Below are 20,801 nucleotides of genomic sequence, written 5' to 3' on the forward strand. Positions count from 1 at the left end.
CGCAGCCTGGGCAAGCTGCGGCATCAGAACGAAAACAGGTTAAAGGATCATGCGAGCTTGACGTCGAGCGTGATCGGAACGGCAGAAAGTGCCTTGGAAACCGGGCAGCCAGCCTTCGCCATGCCGGCAAGTTCTTCGAACTTGGCCTGATCAGCGCCGGGAATACTGCCTGAGAGCGACAGGTGGATGGCGGTGATGGCAAAGCCGCCTTCGACGCTTTCGAGCGTCACCTTGGCCGACGTTTCCATGTGGTCCGCCTTGAGGCCGGCTTCGCCGAGGATCAGTGACAGCGCCATGGTGAAGCAGCCGGCATGGGCAGCGCCGATAAGCTCTTCTGGGTTGGTGCCGGCAACGCCTTCGAAGCGGCTTGCAAAGCCGTAGGGATAATTGCTGAGCGCGCCGCTCTGGGTCGAGATCTGCCCCTTGCCATCCTTGAGACCACCCGACCAATGGGCCGAAGCTGTACGATTGATCTGCATGCCGTCCTCCTGTTTCGATGATTTTCGAAGCGTTGCGCCGCTCCACCGCGAAGGACACTGCGCCCTTACGACCGGCAATATAGTCCTCTATCCGCGGAAGACGACACCAGATTGAAGGCCTAATCATCATACTAAATCATTGCCTAAGTATGATGATTGCTTTAAGATCGCCACGAGGAGCCTTTCAATGCAGCCTGCAGCAAGACGCGACGAAAAGAGCTCGGCGCCCGAGCGCCGGCCGCGCGTCCGCCGTAACGTTACGGCGGCGATTGCCGGAGATATCTGCGCCAGCCGCTATGCCGCCGGCACGCTGCTGCCGCGCGAAAACGACCTCTGCAACCTCTACGGCGTCAGCCGCACCGTGATCCGCGAATCTCTGAAGGTATTGGAATCCAAGGGGCTCATACGCGGCAAGCCGCGCATCGGCACCACGGTCTGCGACAAGGACGACTGGAATATCCTCGATCAGGACTTGCTTGAATGGATGGGGCCGCATCTTGGCAATTTCGACCTGTTGGCAAGCATCCTTGAAGCCCGCCGCACCATCGAGCCGGCTGCCGCCGAATACGCCGCAAGCCGCGCAACTGCCCAGGAGATCGCCGATCTGGAGGAAGCCTGGCGGCGCATGCAATCGGCAACCGATGATCCCGAAGCCTTCACCGAGGCGGATCTCCTCTTCCATACGGTGCTTCTCAAGGCGAGCCATAACCAGGTATTCCGGCGCCTTTCCAGCGCCATCCATGCCGCACTGAAGTTTGCGCTTCATGCTTCGAACCTCGCCGTGCCCGATCACCGCGAGGCGATCTCCCTGCATGGCAAGGTGGTGGAGGCACTGCGCCTGCGCGACGCGTCGGAAGCCCGCGATTGCGTCAACCGGATCCTCGATCTCGCCGGACGCGACCTCACCGCCGCCGGCCGGACCCAATAACCGAACTCAGAACACTATCGGCGGCTTCGTTCGCCGATGGGAAACACGAAGCGAACCGAAAGCAGACGTCCATGAAGATCACCAAACTGACCACCTATATCGTCCCACCGCGCTGGCTGTTTCTGAAGATCGAAACCGATGAGGGCATCGTCGGCTGGGGCGAACCGGTTGTCGAAGGCCGTGCGCTGACCGTCGAGGCGGCCGTCCACGAACTCGCCGATTACCTTGTCGGCAAGGACCCGTTCCTGATCGAAGACCACTGGACAGTCATGTATCGCGGCGGCTTCTATCGCGGCGGCGCGATCCATATGTCGGCGATTTCGGGCATCGACCAGGCGCTCTGGGACATCAAGGGCAAGGCACTCGGCCAGCCGATCCATTCGCTGCTCGGCGGCCAGGTGCGCGATCGTATCAAGGTCTACTCCTGGATCGGCGGCGACCGCCCTTCCGACGTCGCCCGCAACGCCAAGGACGTCGTCGCCCGCGGCTTCAAGGCCATCAAGCTCAACGGCTGCGAGGAAATGCAGATCGTCGATACCAACGAGAAGATCGACAAGGCGGTCGAAACCATCGCCACAATCCGCGAGGCGATCGGCCCGCATATCGGCATCGGCGTCGATTTCCACGGCCGTGTGCACAAGCCGATGGCAAAAGTGCTAGCCAAGGAGCTCGAGCCCTACAAGCTGATGTTCATCGAGGAGCCGGTCCTTTCCGAACACCGGGAAACCCTGAAGGAAATAGCCAATCATTGCTCAACGCCGATCGCGCTCGGCGAACGCCTCTTTTCCCGCTGGGACTTCAAGTCGGTCCTGTCGGACGGCTATGTCGATATCATCCAGCCGGATCTCTCGCATGCCGGCGGCATCACCGAATGCCGCAAGATCGCGGCCATGGCCGAAGCCTATGACGTGGCGCTCGCGCCGCATTGCCCGCTTGGGCCGATCGCGCTTGCCGCCTGCCTGCAGGTCGATGCCGTCTCCTATAATGCCTTTATCCAGGAACAGAGCCTCGGCATCCACTACAACAAGGGCAACGACATCCTCGATTACATCTCCAACAAGGAAGTCTTCCAGTACGCCGACGGTTTCGTCTCCATTCCGCAAGGCCCCGGCCTCGGCGTGGAAGTGGACGAAGCCTATGTCATCGAACGCGCCAAGGAAGGTCACCGCTGGCGCAATCCGATCTGGCGTCACGAAGACGGCAGTTTTGCCGAATGGTAAGACAAAGGGCTGCGAAAGCGGCCCTTTTTTCACTCGCCTGTAGGATACCGGATATCTCGTCCGTCATAATGGAAACTCAAAGAGGAGATTCCACATGGCCAGAGCAATCGCAATCATCATTGCCCGTATCATCTTCAGCTTCGTCTTCTTCATGGCTGCCGGCTTCAAGTTTGCTGATATCGCCGCGACCGCCGGCTACATCACCTCGGCCGGCTTTCCGGGAGCGACATTCCTTGCCTGGGTCGCCGCCTTCTTCGAGATCGCCTTGGCACTCGCCTTCATCACAGGCGCCTTCTTCAGTGAAGCGAGCCTGCTCGCCGCCGTCTATGTGATCTTCCTTGCCTTCTCCTTCCACGGCCCATCGCTCTGGCAGCAGAACCAAGCCGAATTCGGCTTCTTCGTCGATCACTTCACCTTCCTCGCCGGCCTGCTTTTTGCCGCCGTCCACGGACCGGAAAAGTGGGCGCTCCGCTATCGCCTCCTGAAATAACGTCTCGCCACGCCCGATCCGGAACTAAGAGCCGCCCCGATCATTGCCTTTACCGGCAACCGCAAAGAGGAGCGGCTCATGGAATTGCAGGGAAAGATCGCATTGGTGACCGGCGCAGGCTCCGGCATCGGCAAGGCGACTGCATTAAAGCTGGCCGCCGAAGGCGCCAAAGTCGCGGTGCTAAGCCGCACGGAAAGCGAGGTGGCGCAGACCTGCAGGGAGATTGTCGCCGCAGGCGGCCAGTCGATCGAACTGATCGCCGATACCAGTGACGAACCGCAGATGCGCGCCGCCATCGATAAGATAACCGAAAGCTTCGGCGGTATCGACATCGTCGTCGCCAATGCCGGCATCAACGGCGTCTGGGCACCGATCGACGACCTCAAACCCGACGAATGGGATCAGACCATCGCCGTGAACCTGCGCGGCACATACCTGACGCTGCATCTCACCGTACCCTATCTGAAGATGAACGGCGGGTCGATCATCGTCGTCTCCTCCATCAACGGCACGCGCACCTTCACCACCCCCGGCGCCACAGCCTATACCGCCACCAAAGCCGGTCAGGTTGCGATGGTCCAGCAACTTGCGCTCGAACTCGGCAGACACGGCATCCGCGTCAATGCCGTCTGCCCCGGCGCGATCGAAACCAGTATTTCCGCCAACACCACCACGCGTCATCGGGAGGAAACCGAAGTGCCCGTCATCTGGCCGGAGGGCGAAATCCCGATCACCGGCGGCAAGGCCGGATCGAGCGACGATGTCGCCGAAACGATCCTCTTCCTGGCCTCCGAACGCGCCCGCCATATTACCGGAACCCCCGTCTGGATCGACGGCGGGCAAGGATTGCTGCGTTAGAGCGATTCCGATCATTCGGTATTCCCACGTGCATAGGATGCATAGGATGCATAGGTTTTTCCTTACGTACGCGGAGAAATGTCAGATATTGATATCACACATAGAGAATCTGACATTTCCCGGAAGGCGCAGGAAACTGCCTATGCATCCTATGCATCCTATGCATCCTATGCAGGTCCTGAACGTGGAGGATCTTGCTGGTCAGCCGTTGAGCCGCGCGCTTTCCAGCGTGTAAAGCAGTTGCGGGCGCTTGACGCCGCGCAGCGCATAACGACCGATGCAGGCGAGAACATCCCGCTGCTCCTGCGGGATCCCGGCGGCAAAATCCGACGACATCAGCACGTTGAGATCGACCGAACGGCAGATGGAGGCGATGCGGCTCACCTCATTGACCGCCGGCCCGATAACCGTGAAATCCAGCCGGTCCTGGCTGCCGATATTGCCGTAGAAGACATCGCCGATATGCAGGCCGATGTAAACATCCGTCGTCGGCCGCCGGTCCACCTCGCGTGCCGCGTTCAGCGCCGCAAGTTTCTGCCGCAACAGGCGCTCTGCCTCCAGCGCCGCAGAACAGCTTTGCGCCGGGTCCTCGCCCTTGAAGATGGCGAGCACGCCATCGCCAATCAGCTTCAGCACATTGCCGCCGGCCTCATGGATCGCGGTGATCACCACCTCGCTATATTCATTCAGCAGCGGAATGATCTCTTCCGGGGCCGAATTGTCGGAGATCTTCGTGTAGTTCAGCAGATCGGAAAACCAGAGTGCTGCCGATATCCGCTCGGATTTGCCGCGGGAGATCTTGCCGTCCATCACCTGGCGCGCGGCATCCTCGCCGAGATAGACCTCGGCGATCGTGCGGGCAATACGGGCGAGTGCCACGCATTTGATCGCCAGCCCCAGCACCGGCACCAGTTTGCGCAGGATCGCAAGATCCTGGTCGGAAAACCCTTCCGGGTGTTTGGTCGAGAAATGCGAGAAAAAGCAGTCCATCTCGCCGATCGTGCCGGCCTGGGCGAAGCGATGCGCCATAGCGACGTAATCGGTATGGCCGAGCGCATGGATCTGGTCCAGCATGATGAAATCGGTCGGATCGCCGAAGCCGATCCTGCGCCGCACCTCCCGGTCACCGCTTGTCCAGAGATGGTAGAAAGCCGAGCGGCGCCAGGTTTCCAGCCCCTGGCCTTCGCCCGAGGGACCGTATTCGAATTCGCCTCCGAAGTTCGCTTCGCTTTCGCTGTCCCAGCGGAAAGCTCGCCCCTCGTGAACCGGATGCAGCGTGTCCATCAGCGCCATGGCGCGATCGAGCCGCATGCCCGCATTCCGGCAGGCCTCGCAGAAGCCGGCCAGCAGCTCCGCTTCGGTCGCGCCCTTCAAGCCCTGTTCCGTCACCCATGCCGCGATTGTGCCGACGTCGCTATAGTCCATGCGCTCTCCTCGCTACCGGTAAGCTGTAGCGCGAATCTGCCGCAGATGGAAAGACAATCAACCCCGGATTGGTCCCTGAGAGATCATTGTATAGCCGGCATATTGCAGGTCCGCGATCGGAGAAAAGCCGAAATGCTCCAGAGCCGGACGCTTTCTGAGCTGAGGCTCTGGCACGTTCTGCCGTTTGCGGTTACGAAGATGCAATATCGATCTGGGAGGAATCGCGCATGGCCGGAAGCGAGCTTTACGATATCAGAGACGAACGTTTCGGCGCATTGATCGCCGGCAGCGCGGTATTGGAAGAGCTTTACACCGGCTGCCGCTGGGCAGAAGGTCCGGTCTGGTTTTCCGATTTGAACTGCCTGATCTGGAGCGACATCCCGAACGAGCGCCTGATGCGCTGGGTGCCCGACGGAACGGTTTCCGTCTTCCGATCGCCTTCCAACTACGTCAACGGCAATACCCGCGACCGGCAGGGCCGTCTCGTCTCCTGCGAACATGGCGGCCGCCGCGTGACCCGCACGGAGCCAGACGGCCGTATCACCGTGCTGGCCGACAGCTACAACAGCAAGCGCCTGAACTCCCCGAACGATGTCGTGGTCAAGTCCGACGGCTCGATCTGGTTCACCGACCCAAGCTACGGCATCATGTCCGACTATGAAGGCCACAAGTCCCCGGAAGAGCAGGAAACCCGCAACGTCTACCGCATCGATGCCGCGACCGGCGAGATCGACGCGGTCGCGACCGATTTCATCCAGCCGAACGGCCTTGCCTTCTCGCCCGATGAGCGCCAGCTCTTCATCGCCGATTCCGGCTCCTCCAAGCACGAAGTCCCGCGCCATATCCGCGTCTTCGATGTCGTCGATGGCCGCAAGCTCGCAAACAGCCGTTACTTCTGCTCGATCGACAGCGGCGTGCCGGATGGTTTCCGCTTCGATGTCTCCGGAAATCTCTGGACCAGCGCGGCAGATGGCGTGCATTGCTTTGCGCCTGACGGAACCTTGCTCGGCAAGATCAAGGTGCCGCAGACCGTCTCCAATATCACTTTCGGCGGCCCAAAGAAGAACCGCCTCTTCATTACGGCCACTCGCTCGCTCTATTCGATCTATACGACGACGAACGGCGCGCAATATCCGTAAAGCCTGTCAGGCTATCGCTGCGCGGCAGCCCGCAAGCCCTCACCGGAGGAAGTATTCAGGCCTTCACCTTGTCCGGCCGGGCGTGCAATGGCTCCTTGCGGTGCCAGTTTTCGAGGATGCGGCCATCCGTATGCTTCTGCTGCGCCCAGCGGATACCGTTGGAGATGACCTTGTGTACGGTCTTCTCGTGATAGATCGGGTACGTCTCATGGCCGGGACTGAAGAAGAAGATGCGACCGCGACCGCGCTGGAAAGTGCAGCCGCTGCGGAACACTTCGCCTCCGGAATACCAGGAGATGAAGACCAGCTCGTCCGGCTGTGGGATGTCGAAGGGCTCGCCGTACATTTCCGAGGCGTTGACCTCGAAATAGGGCGGCAGGCCCTCGGCGATCGGATGCGAGGGATTGACCACCCAGACGCGCTCCAGATCACCTTCAGCCGTCTCGCGCCAGGAGAGATTGGCATTGGTGCCCATCAGCCGGCGGAAAAGTTTGGAGTGATGGCCGGAATGCAAGACCAGCAGGCCCATGCCCTTCAACACCCGCTGTTGCACGCGGTCGATCAACCCGTCGCTGACCTCCTCATGCGCCATATGCCCCCACCAGAGCAGCACGTCGGTATCGTTGAGCACGGAATCCGGCAGCCCTTCGTCCGGTTCGTCGAGCGTGCCGCGGCGGATCTCGAAATCGGGATGGGCGATACCGGCGGCGATCGCCCCGTCGATGCGGTCCGGATAGATATCCTGGACCTCCTTATGAACCTGCTCGTGGCGTCCTTCGTTCCAGATCGTAACCTTGATTGTCATACTATTCCTCGATGTTTCAGGCTTGAGCCGGACGAACAACCCGGCCGGCGGAATCGAACAGATGGCAGGCGGCGCGTTCCGCCGTGAGCGAAACGTGATCGCCGGGACGAATGGTCATGTCGCCCTCGGCGCGAACGACGATCGGCTGCTGCTGCGAACCGACCGTCAGATAGGTCTCCACACCGAGCCGCTCGACGATGACGACTTCGGCGGAAAAATCGCCCTGCCCATTTGACGCGAGCTTCAGATGCTCCGGTCGAATGCCGAGCTTGGCTTCGCCCTGCGGTACCGAACCATTCGCATCCGAGAGATCGATGGAGAGGCCGATTGGGCTTTCCAGGTGCACATTGCCGGCATCCCGCCGTGTGGCAGTCATCGGCAGAACATTCATCTTCGGCGAACCGATAAAGGTCGCCACGAACTCATTGTCCGGCTGATGATAAAGCTCCATCGGTGCGCCCTGCTGGGCGACGACCCCCTTGTTCAAAACGACGATGCGATCGGCCATCGTCATCGCCTCGACCTGGTCATGCGTGACGTAGACGACGGTCGCCTTCAGCTCGCGATGCAGCCGCTGCAGCTCAGCGCGCATCTGCACGCGCAGCGCCGAATCGAGGTTCGACAGCGGCTCATCGAACAGGATCAGCGACGGCTTCTTGATGATCGCACGGCCGATCGCCACACGCTGCCGCTGGCCGCCGGATAGAGCGCCCGGCTTGCGGCTGAGATAGTCGGTCAGTTGCAGGATCTCCGCGACGCCTTCCACCTGCTTTTTGATTTCAGCTTCCGGCACCTTCTTGAGGCTCAGCGAAAAGCCGATATTTTCAGCGACGGTCATGTGCGGATAGAGAGCATAGGATTGGAACACCATGGCGATGCCGCGCTTGTCCGGCGGCACATCGTTGATGCGCTGGCCGTTCAGCACCAGATCGCCCTCGTCAATGCCTTCGAGGCCGGCGATCATGCGCAGCAGCGTGGACTTGCCGCAGCCGGATGGGCCGACGAATACAGCGAATTCGCCATCCTCCACCGTGATGTCGACGCCCTTGATGACTTCGAGCGCGCCGTAGAATTTGCGAACGTTTCTGAGATTGATCATTCGTTTCTCTTTCTTGATCTCAACCCTTCACACCGCCCGAGAAAGTCTGGACGAGGAAGCGCCGCGCAAAGCCGAAGGCGACCACGGCCGGCAGCAGGTAAATGAAGGCGAGCGCCGTCAGCAGGCCGTAATCGATCTCGTTGATGCGCAGGAAAGCGCGGAAGAGACCGAGCGGCAGCGTCTGCAGCTCCGGAGACGACAGGAAGATTAGCGGCAGCAGGAAATCGCCCCAGGCCGACATGAAGGCGAAGAGACCGGCGGCCGCAAGCCCGGGCATCGCAAGCGGGATCAGCACCCGGCGGATGCGCTGCATCATCGTTGCACCATCCATGACGGCCGCCTCCTCATAGTCGCGCGGCAACCCGTCGAAGAAGGTCTTCATGATCCAGAGCCCGAGCGGCAACTGCATGGTGGCAAGCACCAGCATGATGCCAAGATAACCGTCGATGAACCCGGTCCAGCGCATGATATCGCGGGCATAGCTTCCGAAGATCGGCCGCAGGATCGCGCCTTCCGCATTGTTGAGCGTCAGCAGGAACTTGTAGAGCGGCACGACGAGAGCGGTCGGCGGCAGCACGCGGATCAGCAGGATCGCATAGAGGAAGGGCAGCTTCCACCAGGCCCGCGTGCGCGACAGCGCATAGCCGCCGAGCCCCGCCAGGACCATGACGATAAGCGTCGCACCACCGACCACGAAGAGCGAGTTGAACAGCCACTTCGCCCCGTCCTCCTTGGTGAAGACACGCACATAGTTTGCAAGCGTCCATTGCTCCGGCCAGCGCAGGAAGAGCTGCGCATTGCCGTCGAAAGAGGCGAGCAGCACCCAGAAGAAGGGCACGGCGCAGAAGATCGAGATGATCGACAAAGTCGCATAGGCAATGAGGTCGGAGCGGGTCTTGTTGGCGCCTTCGCTCGGAGAAATAGCCGTCATGTCAGACCTCCACCTTCATGGCCCGCACATAGGCGATGCCGAGGATCAGCGAGATGATGAGTGCGACGACCGCGACCGCAGCACCGTAACCGAGCTGGAAGGCCGTGAAGGACTGGTTGTAGATGTAGATGCTGACGACCTCCGTCGCCCCGCCCGGGCCGCCGCGCGTCAACGCATAGACGAGGCCGAAGACGGCGATGGTGGAGACGGCCGAGATCAGCATGTAGAGCAGGATCGTCGGCATCATCAGCGGCAGGGTGATGCGACGGAACATCTGTGAGGGTGTCGCGCCATCCATGCGCGCCGCCTCGTAGATCTCGGAGGGAATGGTGCTGAGGCCCGCCGTCAGCAGGATCATCGCAGTCGCGATACCGCGCCAGGTGTTGACGATGATGATCATCGACAGTGGGAAGGCGTTCAGCCAGTCAGCGGGATCAATGCCGAAGAAGGCGACGATGCGCGAGAGCGTCGCATGTTCGCCGCCGGCAAGCATCGAGATCCACATGAAGCCGGCAACGACCTCGGGTGCCGCGTTCGGCAGAAGGATGATCGAGGAGAAGAACTGCCGGAAACGGATCGGCCGGCGCAGCGCCATCGCCGAAATCAGCCCGAGCACGAACTGCCCGATGACGGCCGAACCCATGACGAAGACGAAGGTGACGAACAGCGAGTTCCAGAACTTCGCATCGTTGAGAAGGCGCGTGTAATTGCGGATGCCGACGAAGCGCGGCCGCAGCGCCGCAGCACCGGTGAGCGCCTCATTGGTGAAGCTCAGATAGACGGAATAGAGGGCAGGATAGATCACGAAGGCCAGAAGCAGGATCAGCGATGGCAGCAGAACCAGCAGGAGTTGGCGCTCGGTTCGCTTTTCATGAGAGTTTCGGGCCATTGAAGCTCACAACCTTATCGAATGAAATCGGCCTGTCGATTGAAAGGGGGAAGACGCGGCGAGAATGCCGCGTCCCCGTTTTGGCGGGAGGAAGATATCGGTGGCTTACTTGACCATGTCGTCGCCGAGCGTTTCCTTGACGTAATCGACAAGGATTTTCTGGGCGCCGGCCGCATCGGTTTCCTTGCGCAGCAGGGCTTCGGTGGCGCGTGCCACACCTTCGGCAACCGTGCCGAAGCCGGAAGCCTGCTTCAGGAAAACGCCGTTTTCAGCCGCAGCATGGATCGGAACGAGTTCCGTCAGTTTTTGGAACTCCGGATCCTTGGCGGCATCCTTGCTGGCCGGGATATTGCCGATATGGGCAGCATAGGAAACCTGCGTCTCGACCGAGCCGATCTCCATCAGCGCCTTCTTGGCCAGTTCCACATTGGCGGACTTGGAGTTGACGGCCCATGGTGCCGCGAGGTTGGCAAGCACATACTGGCCGCCGCTCTGACCAGGAACGGTCCAGGTGCCGACGATCTTGGTCACGTCAGGGATCGGGTTCTTGCTCTCGCGGCCCCAGTCGAAAATGTAGCACCAGGAGCCGCAGGTCGTGGCGGCAAGCTTGCCGGCCGGAAACATCTCATACTTCGGCACGACCCACGGTTCCGGTCCGAGCAGCGGCTGTACAGGCATCAGATCCTTGTCGATCAGCGTCTTGTAGACGCCGAAGACATCCTTCACGCCTTCGCCGTTGAGATCAAGCTTGCCATCGGCATCGACGAGCTGCGGCGTCTTCGAACCGACGATCAGGTGCTGGAAGCCTTCGTCGAAGGCACCGCTGCCCCAGGATACACCGGCCGGGAAGAGCAGGCCGTAGGAACCAGTCTTCTGCTTGACCTCGGCTGCGCGGTCGAGGAGCTCCTGCCACGTCTTCGGCTGTTCGGTGGAGATGCCGGCCTTTTCGAGAACGTCCTTGCGGTAATAGATTTCCTGAATGCCGAGCATGAACGGCATTACGTAGGTTTCTCCGTCCGGGCTGACGGCAAGCTGCTTGGCAACGTCATAGAGATTGGCATAGCCGTCCCAGGCCTTGAATTCGGTGGTGACGGGCGCGAGGTAGCCGGCTTCCACCATATCGGCAACGGCAGCCGTCGTCGGGATGGAGAAGAGATCGGGTGCATTGCCGGCGCCCAGTTCGGTCAGGAGCTTGGTGAGATAGTCCTTGTCCGGCGCCGGATATTCGACGACCTCGACCGTCACGCCGTATTTTTTCTCGATCCGCTCGACGGTCGACTTCATCGCGTCGATGCCGGCCTGGCCGTGATTGGCGATACGGATCGTTTCAGCGTGCGCCAGCGTCGAAACCGCGCTGAGCAAGATGGCGCACAGGCCACCGATAACCGTCTTCTTCAACGGAAGTCCTCCCTTTTTAGAGCCACGGCGCCCTCCAGCACCGGTGACGAAAATGTACACGCATTCCTGATGCTGACAAGATGATTTTTGAAGCCGCAACATCTCAGATCTTATATATTGATTTTGTTGGATAATTTACAACTTGCACCAGTCGCATCGTTTGTGTAATCGTTTGCACAACGATATCAGGGAGGATTTCGATGTCTCAGAAATTACGCCTCGGCGTCATAGGCGCCGGCTTGAAGGCGGCCGAATATGCTCAGAGCTGGGCGAAGATGCCGGAAATTGAATTCGTGGCACTCGCCGACACAACGGAATCCTCCCGAAAGCGGCTCATCGAGGTTTGCACCGCAGCCGGAGCGCCGGAGCCGAAAAGCTTCGAGGACTACCGCGACATGCTCGCAAAATGCCGCAATGAACTCGACATCATCTACGTCTCCACGCCGCACGCCTTTCATGCCGAGCAGGCGACGGCCGTCGCCGAAGCAGGCCTCGATCTCTTCCTCGAAAAGCCGATGGTCACGACCGTTGCCGAAGCCGAAACGCTGATCGCGGCGCAGAAGAAGAGCGGCGTCACCGTCGTCACCGCCTTCCAGGGCGGGCTTTCGCCGCTGGTCCTCGATACGCGCAAGCGCGCACTCTCAGGCGAATTCGGCGAACTCATCGCCATTTCAGGCATGATCTGGGAAAGCTGGTCTTCGAATTATGACGGCCACTGGAAGCAGCAGCCGGAAATCTCCGGCGGCGGCTTCATGTTCGATACCGGCGCCCACATGATGAACACCGTCTGCCTGCTTGCCAATTCCGATTTCGACAGCGTCTCCGCCTATATGAACAACCACGGCAAGAAGGTCGATATCACTACCGCCGTCTCCGCCCGCCTGAAGAATGGCGCGCTGGCGACGCTGACGGCTGCCGGCGAAGGCCCTCCCGGCTGCGCCTCCTACATCACCTTCTTCTATTCGAAGGCGATCGTGCGCATCGACGCCTGGGGCGGCTGGCGCGAAATAAGCGTCGGGCGCACCAGCGAGCCACGCGAGGAGGCCGAAATTCTCGGCAATCCCATGAAGAATTTCCTCGCCATTCGCGCCGGAACGATGGAAAACTCCGGCTCCGTTGAAATGGGTCTCAGATTCGCTAGGCTCTGGGATGCAATCAAGGAATCGGCAGCAGCCGACGGCGCACCCGTCAGGATTGCCGGATAGGCTTAAGGCAATGAGCGGAACGAACAGACGGCGGATCACCTCGAAGGAATTGGCGAAACTCGCCGGCGTCTCCTCGGCGACGATCTCGCGAGCCTTTTCGCCGGATTCGAGGATCGGCAGCGCCACCCGCGACCGCATCCTTGCTGTCGCCCGCGAATATGGCTACCAGCCGAATGCGATCGCCCGCTCGCTGAACAACCAGCGCTCGCGCTTGGTCGCCCTCGTCGTCAACGCTATCGGCAATCCTTGCGAGGCCGAGGAGCAGCAGCTCCTCGTCCACCGCCTGCAGGCCCGCCAGCTCCTGCCCATCCTGCTCTGCTGCGCCGATCACTCGGACCGTCTGCAGCTGATGCGGCTTGCCTCTACCTACCAGGTTGATCACGTCGTTATCTTCTCAGACATGGTGTCCATGCAGGACGCCGTCGATATCTTCCATACGACAAAGCCGATCATCGTTTCCTTCGAACCGCTTGAGAACGAGGATGTCTCCAACATCCGCATCGACGGCGCGGCCAGCGCCGGCGAGATCATCGACAAGATCGTCGGCGACGGCAAGCAGCGCTTCGCCTATCTCTCCGGCACGAAGTCGAGCTGGATCGACAAGCTGCGCCGCAAATGGTTCGCCGATGCACTTGCCCGCCACGGCCTTGCCTTCGAAGCGGAAGCCTTCGGCGACTATTCCTATGATTCCGGCTTCAAGGAAGCCGTTCTCTTGCTGCACCGGTCCAAGGTTGATGCCATCATCTGCGGTAACGATGTGATGGCGATCGGCGCGCGTGATGCCGCCCGCCGCGTACTCGGCAAGAATACGCCTGAGGATATTGCCATTGTCGGCCAGGATGGCATTGCCATGGCCGCCTGGGACTGCAACGACCTCACGACGCTGAGCCTTGACCACGTCGCCTTCATGGATGCCGTCGTCGAGCTTATCGAACGCCACGAGGCCGGCAATGAAGGGCCGCACAGCATCACGCTTACCTGCACGCCCCGCTGGGGTTCGACCGCCTGAGGGGTGGCCCGTTATTCGTTTCGAGGAGGATTACCATGATCACGCTTTCCCGCGCCCCTGCCGGGCGCCGTCTCTCCCCTGCCTCCTGCCGGGGAGCCTGAAATGCGTTCCGTCGTTTCCTTGAACGAATCCTGGAGCTTCCACGAAGGCTTTGACCAGCGCCTGATCGAGGCATTCGACGGCGGCCACATGGTCAGCCTGCCGCACACGGCTGTCGAGCTGCCTTTCAACTATTTCGACGAGAAGCGCTATCAGCGCGCCTTCGCCTATCAGAGGGTGCTGCGCTGGCTGCCGGAATTCGAAGGCCGCGAAGTTTCCATCCTCTTCGATGGCGCCATGGCCGACAGCGTCGTCTATCTGAACGGCGAAGAGATCATTGCTCATAAGGACGGCTACACGCCCTTCGAAGCCCGCCTGACCGGCAAACTCGTCAAGGGCGAGAACTTGATCACCGTCAAGATCGACGGCAGCGAGAACCCCGCCATCCCGCCCTTTGGCGGCCGCATCGACTATCTCACCTATGCCGGCATCTATCGCGACGTCTGGCTGAAGGTCACCGACAAGGTTTCCATCCGCAATCTCAAGATCGAGACACATGACGTCCTGTCCGACATGAAATCGGCGACGGTCCGCATTGATGTCGCCAATCCGCAGAGCCTGACCTATGCCGCGACCATTACGGCCTCGCTCAAGGGTGCCGATGGTATCGTGCTCGCAAGTGCCGCCGGTGAAACGATCGGCTCCGTGACAACGCTTTCCTTCGGCGGACTGACCGGCATCGAGCTGTGGGACCTGGCAAACCCGGCGCTCTACGAAGTTGTCGTCGATCTCAGAACCGAACATGGTTCGGACAGGGCATCCGCTCATTTCGGCTTCCGCACCGCCAAATTCACGCCGGAAGGCTTCCTGCTGAACGGTCGTCCCGTGAAGCTGCAGGGCCTCAACCGCCACCAGGCCTATCCCTATGTCGGTTATGCCGCCGGCCGCTCCGCACAGGAGCGCGACGCCGACATCATGAAGAAGGTGCTGAAGTGCAATATCGTGCGCACTTCGCACTATCCGCAGTCGAAATGGTTCCTCGACCAGTGTGATCGCATCGGCCTGCTCGTCTTCGAGGAAATCCCCGGCTGGCAGCATATCGGCGATCTCGACTGGCAGAGAGAGTCCATCGAGAACGTTCGCCGCATGATCGAGCGCGACTGGAATCACCCCTCGATCATCATCTGGGGCGTGCGCATCAATGAATCGCTCGATAGCCACGATTTCTATACCGCCACCAACCGTCTGGCCCATGAGCTCGATTCCACCCGCCAGACCGGCGGCGTTCGCTATCTGACGGAAAGCGAGCTGCTCGAAGACGTCTACACGATGAACGACTTCGTTCTCGGCAATGAGGAACTGCCGGGCGCCAACCGCCCGCGCACGGCGCTGCGCAGCCAGCAGGAAAATACCGGCCTCTCCTACAAGGTCCCCTATATCATCACCGAATTCAACGGTCACATGCATCCGACCAAGATGTATGATGCCGAGCAGCGTCAGTCCGAGCACGTGCGCCGCCATCTGGAAGTGCTGAATGCGGCCTATGGCGATCCGGATATATCAGGTGCGATCGGCTGGTGCATGTTCGACTATAACACGCACAAGGATTTCGGCTCCGGCGACCGCATCTGCTATCACGGGGTCATGGACATGTTCCGCGAACCGAAATTCGCGGCCTATGTCTATGCCAGCCAGTGCGACCCTTCGGATGAGATCATCATGAAGCCGGTCACCTTCTGGGCGCGCGGCGAGCGCAGCATCGGCGGCGTGCTGCCGCTGATCATCCTGACCAATTGCGACGAGGTGGAGCTGAAATACGGCTCTCTGACGAAGCGCATCGGTCCGGACCGCGAAAACTATCCGCACCTGCCGCATCCGCCCGTCGTGCTCGACCACCGCCATTTCACCCAGGACGAACTCGGCCGCTGGGGTCTGGAATGGATCGACGGCGAATTCACCGGCTTCGTCAACGGCGAGCCCGTGGCCACCCTGACGCTTGCCGCCGATCCGCTGCCAACCGCACTGGAAGTAGCGCCCGACAGCACCATACTGAAGGCCCGCGAACGCGACACGACCCGCGTCGTCATCCGCGCGCTCGACCAGCGCGGCCAACGCCTGCCGTTCCTGCATGATGTCGTCACACTCACGGTCAAGGGTCCTGCCAACATCGTCGGCCCGACCACCGTCCCGTTGCAGGGCGGCACGACCGGCTTCTGGCTGGAGGCGACGGGCCTCACCGGAGAAATTACCGTCGAAGCAACCTCAAGCCGCTTTGCCCCAGTAACGATCTCGGTTGCGGCCGTCTGACGGCAGCCTAAGCGATCCTGAGCTGGCTGGCCGGATCGAAGAACACTGCCTTGTCGAGATTGAAGGCAAGGCGGGTGTTCTGGCCGGGCAGGATGCCGGTATCCGCTCCAAGGCGCGCCACTACCGACTTGCCGCCGAGCTTGGTAACGGCAAACGTATCGGAACCGGCCGGCTCCACGACCTCGATGGCACAATCGCCATGAACGACCGATTTCGCCTTGCGGTCGGTCCCGTCAGGGTCAGTCAATGCTTCGGGACGAATGCCGAAGATGACCTGCTTGCCGGCATAACCTGTGAGGCTGTTATTGCCGGCATTGACGGGCAGCTTCAGCGGCTCGCCATTCGGCCGCTCCAGCGAGACCTGCAGCCCGCCGGCGCCGTTCTCGACGGTGGCGTTCAGCAGGTTCATCGCCGGCGAGCCCATAAAGTCGGCCACGAAGACATTGGCCGGGCTGTTATAGATTTCGGCGGGCGTGCCGAACTGCTGCAGCACGCCATCCTTCAGCACAGCGATCTTGGTCGCCAGCGTCATCGCCTCGATCTGGTCATGCGTGACGTAGACGATCGTCGTTCCCATGCGTTGGTGCAGGCGCTTGATTTCCGTGCGCATATCGACGCGCAGCTTCGCGTCGAGGTTGGAAAGCGGCTCGTCGAACAGGAAGACCTGCGGATTGCGCACCAGTGCGCGGCCCATAGCCACACGCTGACGCTGTCCGCCGGAAAGCTGCGAGGGTTTGCGGTCGAGCAGATGGCCGATCTGCAGCATGTCGGAGACCTGCTTGATCGCCTTCTCGCGCTCTTCCTTCGGCACACCGCGGATTTCCATGCCGAAGGCGATATTGCCGGCAACGGTCATGTTCGGATAGAGCGCGTAGCTCTGGAACACCATGGCGATATCACGCTTGGAGGGGTGCAAGCCGTTGATGGAGCGGCCATCGATGCGGATCTCACCCGAAGTGATCGCTTCGAGCCCGGCAATGGTGTTGAGCAGCGTGGACTTGCCGCAGCCGGACGGGCCGACCAGCACCAGGAAGCCACCCTTTTCGAGTTCCAGATCGATCCCCTTGAGAATATCGACGGCGCCGAAGCGCTTCTTGAGACCGGAAATTTCAAGAAAAGCCATAGATCACCCTTTGACGGCGCCCGCCATCAGACCGCGCACGAAATAGCGGCCGGCGAGGATATAGACGATGAGCGTAGGAACGGCCGCGATCATCGCCGCAGCCATGTTGACATTATATTCGACCACACCGGTCGAGGTATTGACGACATTGTTGAGCGCAACGGTCATTGGCATCGAGTCGCCGGTGCCGGCATAGGCCGAGGCGAAGAGGAAGTCGTTCCAGATATTGGTGAACTGATAGATGACCGTGACCACGATGATCGGCAGCGAATTCGGCAGCATGATACGGCGGAAAATCTGAAAGAAGCTTGCGCCATCCACCTGCGCAGCCTTCACCAGTTCCGTCGGAAACGCCTCATAAAAATTGCGGAAGAACAGCGTCGTGAAGCCGAGGCCGTAAACCACGTGCACGAAGACGAGGTTCACGGTCGGATTGCCGAAGCCGAAGCTGAAACCCGTTGCATTCTGCAGCGTCGTGCCGAAACGGCCGAGTGAACCGAGAATGGTCGCCATCGGCAACAGCACCGACTGGAACGGAATGAAGCAGGCAAAGAGCATCAGGCCGAAGACCAGCGTATGGCCGGGGAACCGCCATTTGGTCAGCACATAGCCGTTGACTGCGCCGAGAATGGTCGAGATCGCCACTGCCGGCACGACCATCTTGATCGAATTCCAGAAGTAGCCCTTGATGCCGGCGCAGGTCAGGCCGACGCAGGCCTCGCCCCAGGCCTTGAACCAGGGATCGAGTGTCGGTGACTGCGGCAGAGCCAACATATTGCCGCCCTGAATTTCGTCCATCGTCTTGAACGAAGTCGTCAGCATGACGAAGAGCGGCATCAGATAGAGAACGGCGAAGATCAACAGCAGACCATAGATGATGATCCGGCCGATCCAGCGGCCGCTATTGCCGCCCTGCGAGGATGCAATCTCAGAAGAAGTAATGCTGCTCATCGCGCCTTCTCCCTCAGTTCGGAATAGAGATAGGGAACGATGATTGCCGAAATGGTCATCAGCATGATGATGGCGCTTGCGGAGCCGACAGCCATTTCATTCCGCTTGAACGTGTATTCGTACATGAAGTTGGACGGCAGCCATGCCGAGCCACCCGGCCCGCCCGACGTCAGCGCTACGACAAGGTCATAGGACTTGATCGCCATATGGGCGAGCACGATGAAGGCCGACAGGAAGATCGGCCGCAGCATTGGAATGACGATACGTCGGTACATCTGGAAGGGCGATGCACCGTCGATCTGCGCCGCCTTCATGATTTCGCCGTCAATGCCGCGCAGCCCCGCGAGGAACATCGCCATGACGAAGCCGGAAGCCTGCCAGACACCGGCAATGACGACGGTGTAGATGACGAAGTCCTTGTTCTTGATCCAGTCGAAGTGAAAGCTCGTCCAGCCGAAATGATGCAGTGTCTGCTCGAGCCCAAGGCCCGGATCGAGGAACCACTTCCAGGCAACGCCGGTCACGATGAAGGACAGCGCCATCGGATAGAGGAAGATCGGCCGCAATATGCCTTCGCCGCGGATCTTCTGGTCGAGAAGGATCGCAAGCAGCAGGCCGAGCCCCAGACAGATGAAGATGTAGAGGAAACCAAAGATCCCCATATTGGTGATCGACGTGTACCATGAGGACGGCGGATCGCTTTCGAAGGTCCAGCGCCAGAGCCGCTGATAAGCGCGCGTGCCCGTGATTGCATAGGACGGAAAGGTCTTGGAATTGGTGAAGGAGAGATAGGCCGTCCAGACGATGAAGGCGTAGACGAAGACCACGGTGATCAGGAAACTTGGCGCCAGCACGATCTTCGGCAATGCATCCTGCAGTCGGCCGCGAATGGACGTGCGGGTTGAGGGCTTCGATGTCAGGACCGGATCCGTGGTCGCAACTGTACTCATGTGATCATCTCCTCCCCGCGGAGCAGGGCCGTGGCTTTCCCGCAAGGGTGCGGGAAAGCCGTTGTCGTTAGAATTAGCGAGCGTCGTCGATAGCCTGGACGAGCTGGGTAACAGCTTCGTCGGAGGTCTTGATCTGACCATGGACGAACTTCGAGACGACGTCCTTGTAGGCGTTGGCGATCGCCGGAGGAGCACCATAGCCCTGAGCGAGCGAGCCGAACAGCGTGCCGCCTTCGTTGGCAGCCTTCAGGTCGGCAATGCCCTTCTTGCCGCAAGCGTCGAAATCCGTATCCGGAACGTCGGTACGGGCCGGAACCGAACCCTTGACGACGTTGAAGGCGGACTGGAAGCTCTTGGACAGCGTTGCTGTGGCGAGCGCCACCTGAGCGGCCTTGCGGTCGTCAGGAACGTTGAACATGCCGAACATGTCGGAGTTGTAGACCACGCTGCCCTCGGTGCCCGGGAAGCGGTAGCACAGGAAGTCGGTATCAGGGGTCTTCTTGGCGGCAACGAATTCACCCTTCGCCCAGTCGCCCATGACCTGCACCAGAGCATCGCCCTTGATGACCATGGCGGTCGCCAGATTCCAGTCGCGGCCCGAGAAGTTCGGATCGACATACTTGATGATCTTGGCGAGGTTGTCGAAGGACTTCTTCATCGTGTCGGACTTCAGCGATTCCTCGTCGAGGTCATTGAAAGCCTTCTTGTAGAATTCCGGACCGCCGGTCGACAGCACGATGGAGTCGAACATCGTGGCTTCCTGCCAGTTCTGACCGCCGAGGGCGAGCGGGATGACGCCGGCTGCCTTTGCCTTGTCGAGCAGGGCAATCAGGTCGTCGAAGGTCTTCGGCTGTGTGCCTCCGATCTTGTCCATGACCGACTTGTTGATCCACAGCCAGTTGACTGAGTGAACGTTAACAGGTGCTGCGACCCACTTGCCGTCATAGACGGAGAACTTCTGCAGTGCTTCCGGAACGGACTTGTCCCAGCCTTCCTTCTTGGCCGTCTCGGTCAGGTCACCCATGACGCCAGCCTGGGCATAGTCGAGAACGGTATAGCCGAGCATCTGAGAGGCGGTCGGATAGGTGCCCGCGGCAACCATCGCCTTCAGCGCGGTCATAGCTGCGTCACCGCCACCGCCCGCGACCGGGACGTCCTTCCAGGCAAAACCTTCCTTGGCAAGGTCCTGCTTGAGCACGTTCAGCGCCGCGGCTTCACCGCCTGATGTCCACCAGTGCAGCATCTGAACTTCCTTGACGTCGGCTGCATGAGCGCTACCGACACCAGCCATCATCACGACAGCAAGAGCTGCCGAGCTTAAAAATTTGCGCATGAATATCCTCCCGTTCGTAAGCGGCGGCGAGACCCACCTCGCCTGCCGGATGTCTTCCGCCACAAAGACGATCAGACATCACACCGCACCTCCCAGTACGGTTGACAATTTAAAACGTTATAAACGAGGCCGCGTCAAGTCCTTACTCGACTCCCGAGAAAAATATGACTTATGTGATTTCCGTTGATTTTATTGCAGTTTTTTCAGTTGCCTAGGAAATCAT

The 20,801-nt window shown here is 60.3% G+C and carries 19 protein-coding genes; 8 read left to right on the top strand and 11 right to left on the bottom strand.

Going from position 1 to position 20,801, the window contains the following annotated elements:
- Window positions 1-47 precede the first annotated feature (47 nt).
- Window positions 48-479, bottom strand: a complete 432-nt coding sequence (locus JNB85_RS16715) for an OsmC family protein (RefSeq protein ID WP_183748470.1) — start codon at window positions 477-479, stop codon at window positions 48-50.
- A gap of 187 nt (window positions 480-666) precedes the next feature.
- Between JNB85_RS16715 and JNB85_RS16720 the strand changes: the two genes are divergently transcribed.
- The 4 genes from JNB85_RS16720 (at window position 667) to JNB85_RS16735 (ending at window position 3,975) form a co-directional block, all read left to right on the top strand.
- Window positions 667-1,407: a FadR/GntR family transcriptional regulator gene (locus JNB85_RS16720; protein WP_220335444.1), complete on the top strand. Its 741-nt coding sequence runs from the start codon at window positions 667-669 to the stop codon at window positions 1,405-1,407.
- A gap of 71 nt (window positions 1,408-1,478) precedes the next feature.
- Window positions 1,479-2,627 carry a galactonate dehydratase gene (dgoD, locus tag JNB85_RS16725; protein WP_220335445.1) on the top strand — a complete coding sequence of 383 codons (1,149 nt, stop codon included), beginning with the start codon at window positions 1,479-1,481 and terminating at the stop codon, window positions 2,625-2,627.
- Window positions 2,628-2,721: 94 nt separating this feature from the next.
- Entirely contained in the window at window positions 2,722-3,117 is a 396-nt protein-coding gene (locus tag JNB85_RS16730; RefSeq protein WP_220335446.1) for a DoxX family protein, read from the top strand.
- A gap of 78 nt (window positions 3,118-3,195) precedes the next feature.
- Window positions 3,196-3,975, top strand: coding sequence for an SDR family oxidoreductase (locus tag JNB85_RS16735; protein WP_220335447.1), 780 nt, complete (start codon window positions 3,196-3,198; stop codon window positions 3,973-3,975).
- 201 nt (window positions 3,976-4,176) lie between these two features.
- On the opposite strand, the gene JNB85_RS16740 is transcribed toward JNB85_RS16735, so the two are convergent.
- Window positions 4,177-5,400 carry an adenylate/guanylate cyclase domain-containing protein gene (locus JNB85_RS16740; RefSeq protein WP_220335448.1) on the bottom strand — a complete coding sequence of 408 codons (1,224 nt, stop codon included), beginning with the start codon at window positions 5,398-5,400 and terminating at the stop codon, window positions 4,177-4,179.
- Between the two features lie 227 nt (window positions 5,401-5,627).
- On the opposite strand from JNB85_RS16740, the gene JNB85_RS16745 reads away from it, so the two are divergent.
- On the top strand, window positions 5,628-6,539 hold the full coding sequence (locus JNB85_RS16745; protein WP_220335449.1) for an SMP-30/gluconolactonase/LRE family protein: 912 nt from the start codon (window positions 5,628-5,630) through the stop codon (window positions 6,537-6,539).
- Window positions 6,540-6,594: 55 nt separating this feature from the next.
- On the opposite strand, the gene JNB85_RS16750 is transcribed toward JNB85_RS16745, so the two are convergent.
- From JNB85_RS16750 to JNB85_RS16770, 5 genes are all read right to left on the bottom strand, one after another.
- Window positions 6,595-7,344 (bottom strand): ThuA domain-containing protein, encoded by a 750-nt coding sequence (locus tag JNB85_RS16750; protein WP_220335450.1) that lies wholly within the window; start codon window positions 7,342-7,344, stop codon window positions 6,595-6,597.
- Between the two features lie 16 nt (window positions 7,345-7,360).
- Window positions 7,361-8,443: an ABC transporter ATP-binding protein gene (locus JNB85_RS16755; protein ID WP_220335451.1), complete on the bottom strand. Its 1,083-nt coding sequence runs from the start codon at window positions 8,441-8,443 to the stop codon at window positions 7,361-7,363.
- A gap of 19 nt (window positions 8,444-8,462) precedes the next feature.
- Window positions 8,463-9,374 carry a carbohydrate ABC transporter permease gene (locus JNB85_RS16760; protein WP_220335452.1) on the bottom strand — a complete coding sequence of 304 codons (912 nt, stop codon included), beginning with the start codon at window positions 9,372-9,374 and terminating at the stop codon, window positions 8,463-8,465.
- Window position 9,375: 1 nt separating this feature from the next.
- Window positions 9,376-10,263 (bottom strand): carbohydrate ABC transporter permease, encoded by an 888-nt coding sequence (locus JNB85_RS16765; protein ID WP_220335453.1) that lies wholly within the window; start codon window positions 10,261-10,263, stop codon window positions 9,376-9,378.
- Between the two features lie 105 nt (window positions 10,264-10,368).
- Entirely contained in the window at window positions 10,369-11,661 is a 1,293-nt protein-coding gene (locus tag JNB85_RS16770) for an ABC transporter substrate-binding protein (protein ID WP_220335454.1), read from the bottom strand.
- Window positions 11,662-11,861: 200 nt separating this feature from the next.
- Here JNB85_RS16770 and JNB85_RS16775 point away from each other — a divergent pair, with 200 nt between their 5' ends.
- The 3 genes from JNB85_RS16775 (at window position 11,862) to JNB85_RS16785 (ending at window position 16,221) form a co-directional block, all read left to right on the top strand.
- Window positions 11,862-12,866 (top strand): Gfo/Idh/MocA family protein, encoded by a 1,005-nt coding sequence (locus JNB85_RS16775; RefSeq protein WP_220335455.1) that lies wholly within the window; start codon window positions 11,862-11,864, stop codon window positions 12,864-12,866.
- A gap of 10 nt (window positions 12,867-12,876) precedes the next feature.
- Window positions 12,877-13,875, top strand: coding sequence for a LacI family DNA-binding transcriptional regulator (locus JNB85_RS16780; RefSeq protein WP_220335456.1), 999 nt, complete (start codon window positions 12,877-12,879; stop codon window positions 13,873-13,875).
- A 102-nt stretch (window positions 13,876-13,977) separates the two neighbouring features.
- Entirely contained in the window at window positions 13,978-16,221 is a 2,244-nt protein-coding gene (locus JNB85_RS16785; RefSeq protein ID WP_220335457.1) for a glycoside hydrolase family 2 protein, read from the top strand.
- Between the two features lie 7 nt (window positions 16,222-16,228).
- Here the strand turns inward: JNB85_RS16785 and JNB85_RS16790 are convergent, their stop codons facing one another.
- From JNB85_RS16790 to JNB85_RS16805, 4 genes are all read right to left on the bottom strand, one after another.
- The gene (locus JNB85_RS16790) at window positions 16,229-17,344 is read right to left on the bottom strand and encodes an ABC transporter ATP-binding protein (protein ID WP_220335458.1); all 1,116 of its coding nucleotides are present in this window, start codon (window positions 17,342-17,344) and stop codon (window positions 16,229-16,231) included.
- A 3-nt stretch (window positions 17,345-17,347) separates the two neighbouring features.
- Window positions 17,348-18,295, bottom strand: coding sequence for a carbohydrate ABC transporter permease (locus tag JNB85_RS16795; protein ID WP_220335459.1), 948 nt, complete (start codon window positions 18,293-18,295; stop codon window positions 17,348-17,350).
- Entirely contained in the window at window positions 18,292-19,245 is a 954-nt protein-coding gene (locus tag JNB85_RS16800; RefSeq protein ID WP_220335460.1) for a carbohydrate ABC transporter permease, read from the bottom strand. The genes JNB85_RS16795 and JNB85_RS16800 overlap by 4 nt, the downstream gene beginning before the upstream one ends.
- Before the next feature lie 73 nt (window positions 19,246-19,318).
- Entirely contained in the window at window positions 19,319-20,578 is a 1,260-nt protein-coding gene (locus tag JNB85_RS16805; RefSeq protein ID WP_220335461.1) for an ABC transporter substrate-binding protein, read from the bottom strand.
- Window positions 20,579-20,801: the final 223 nt, after the last annotated feature.

The sequence above is a fragment of the Rhizobium mesosinicum genome (assembly GCF_019511345.1).
GTDB classification, from domain to species: domain Bacteria; phylum Pseudomonadota; class Alphaproteobacteria; order Rhizobiales; family Rhizobiaceae; genus Rhizobium; species Rhizobium mesosinicum.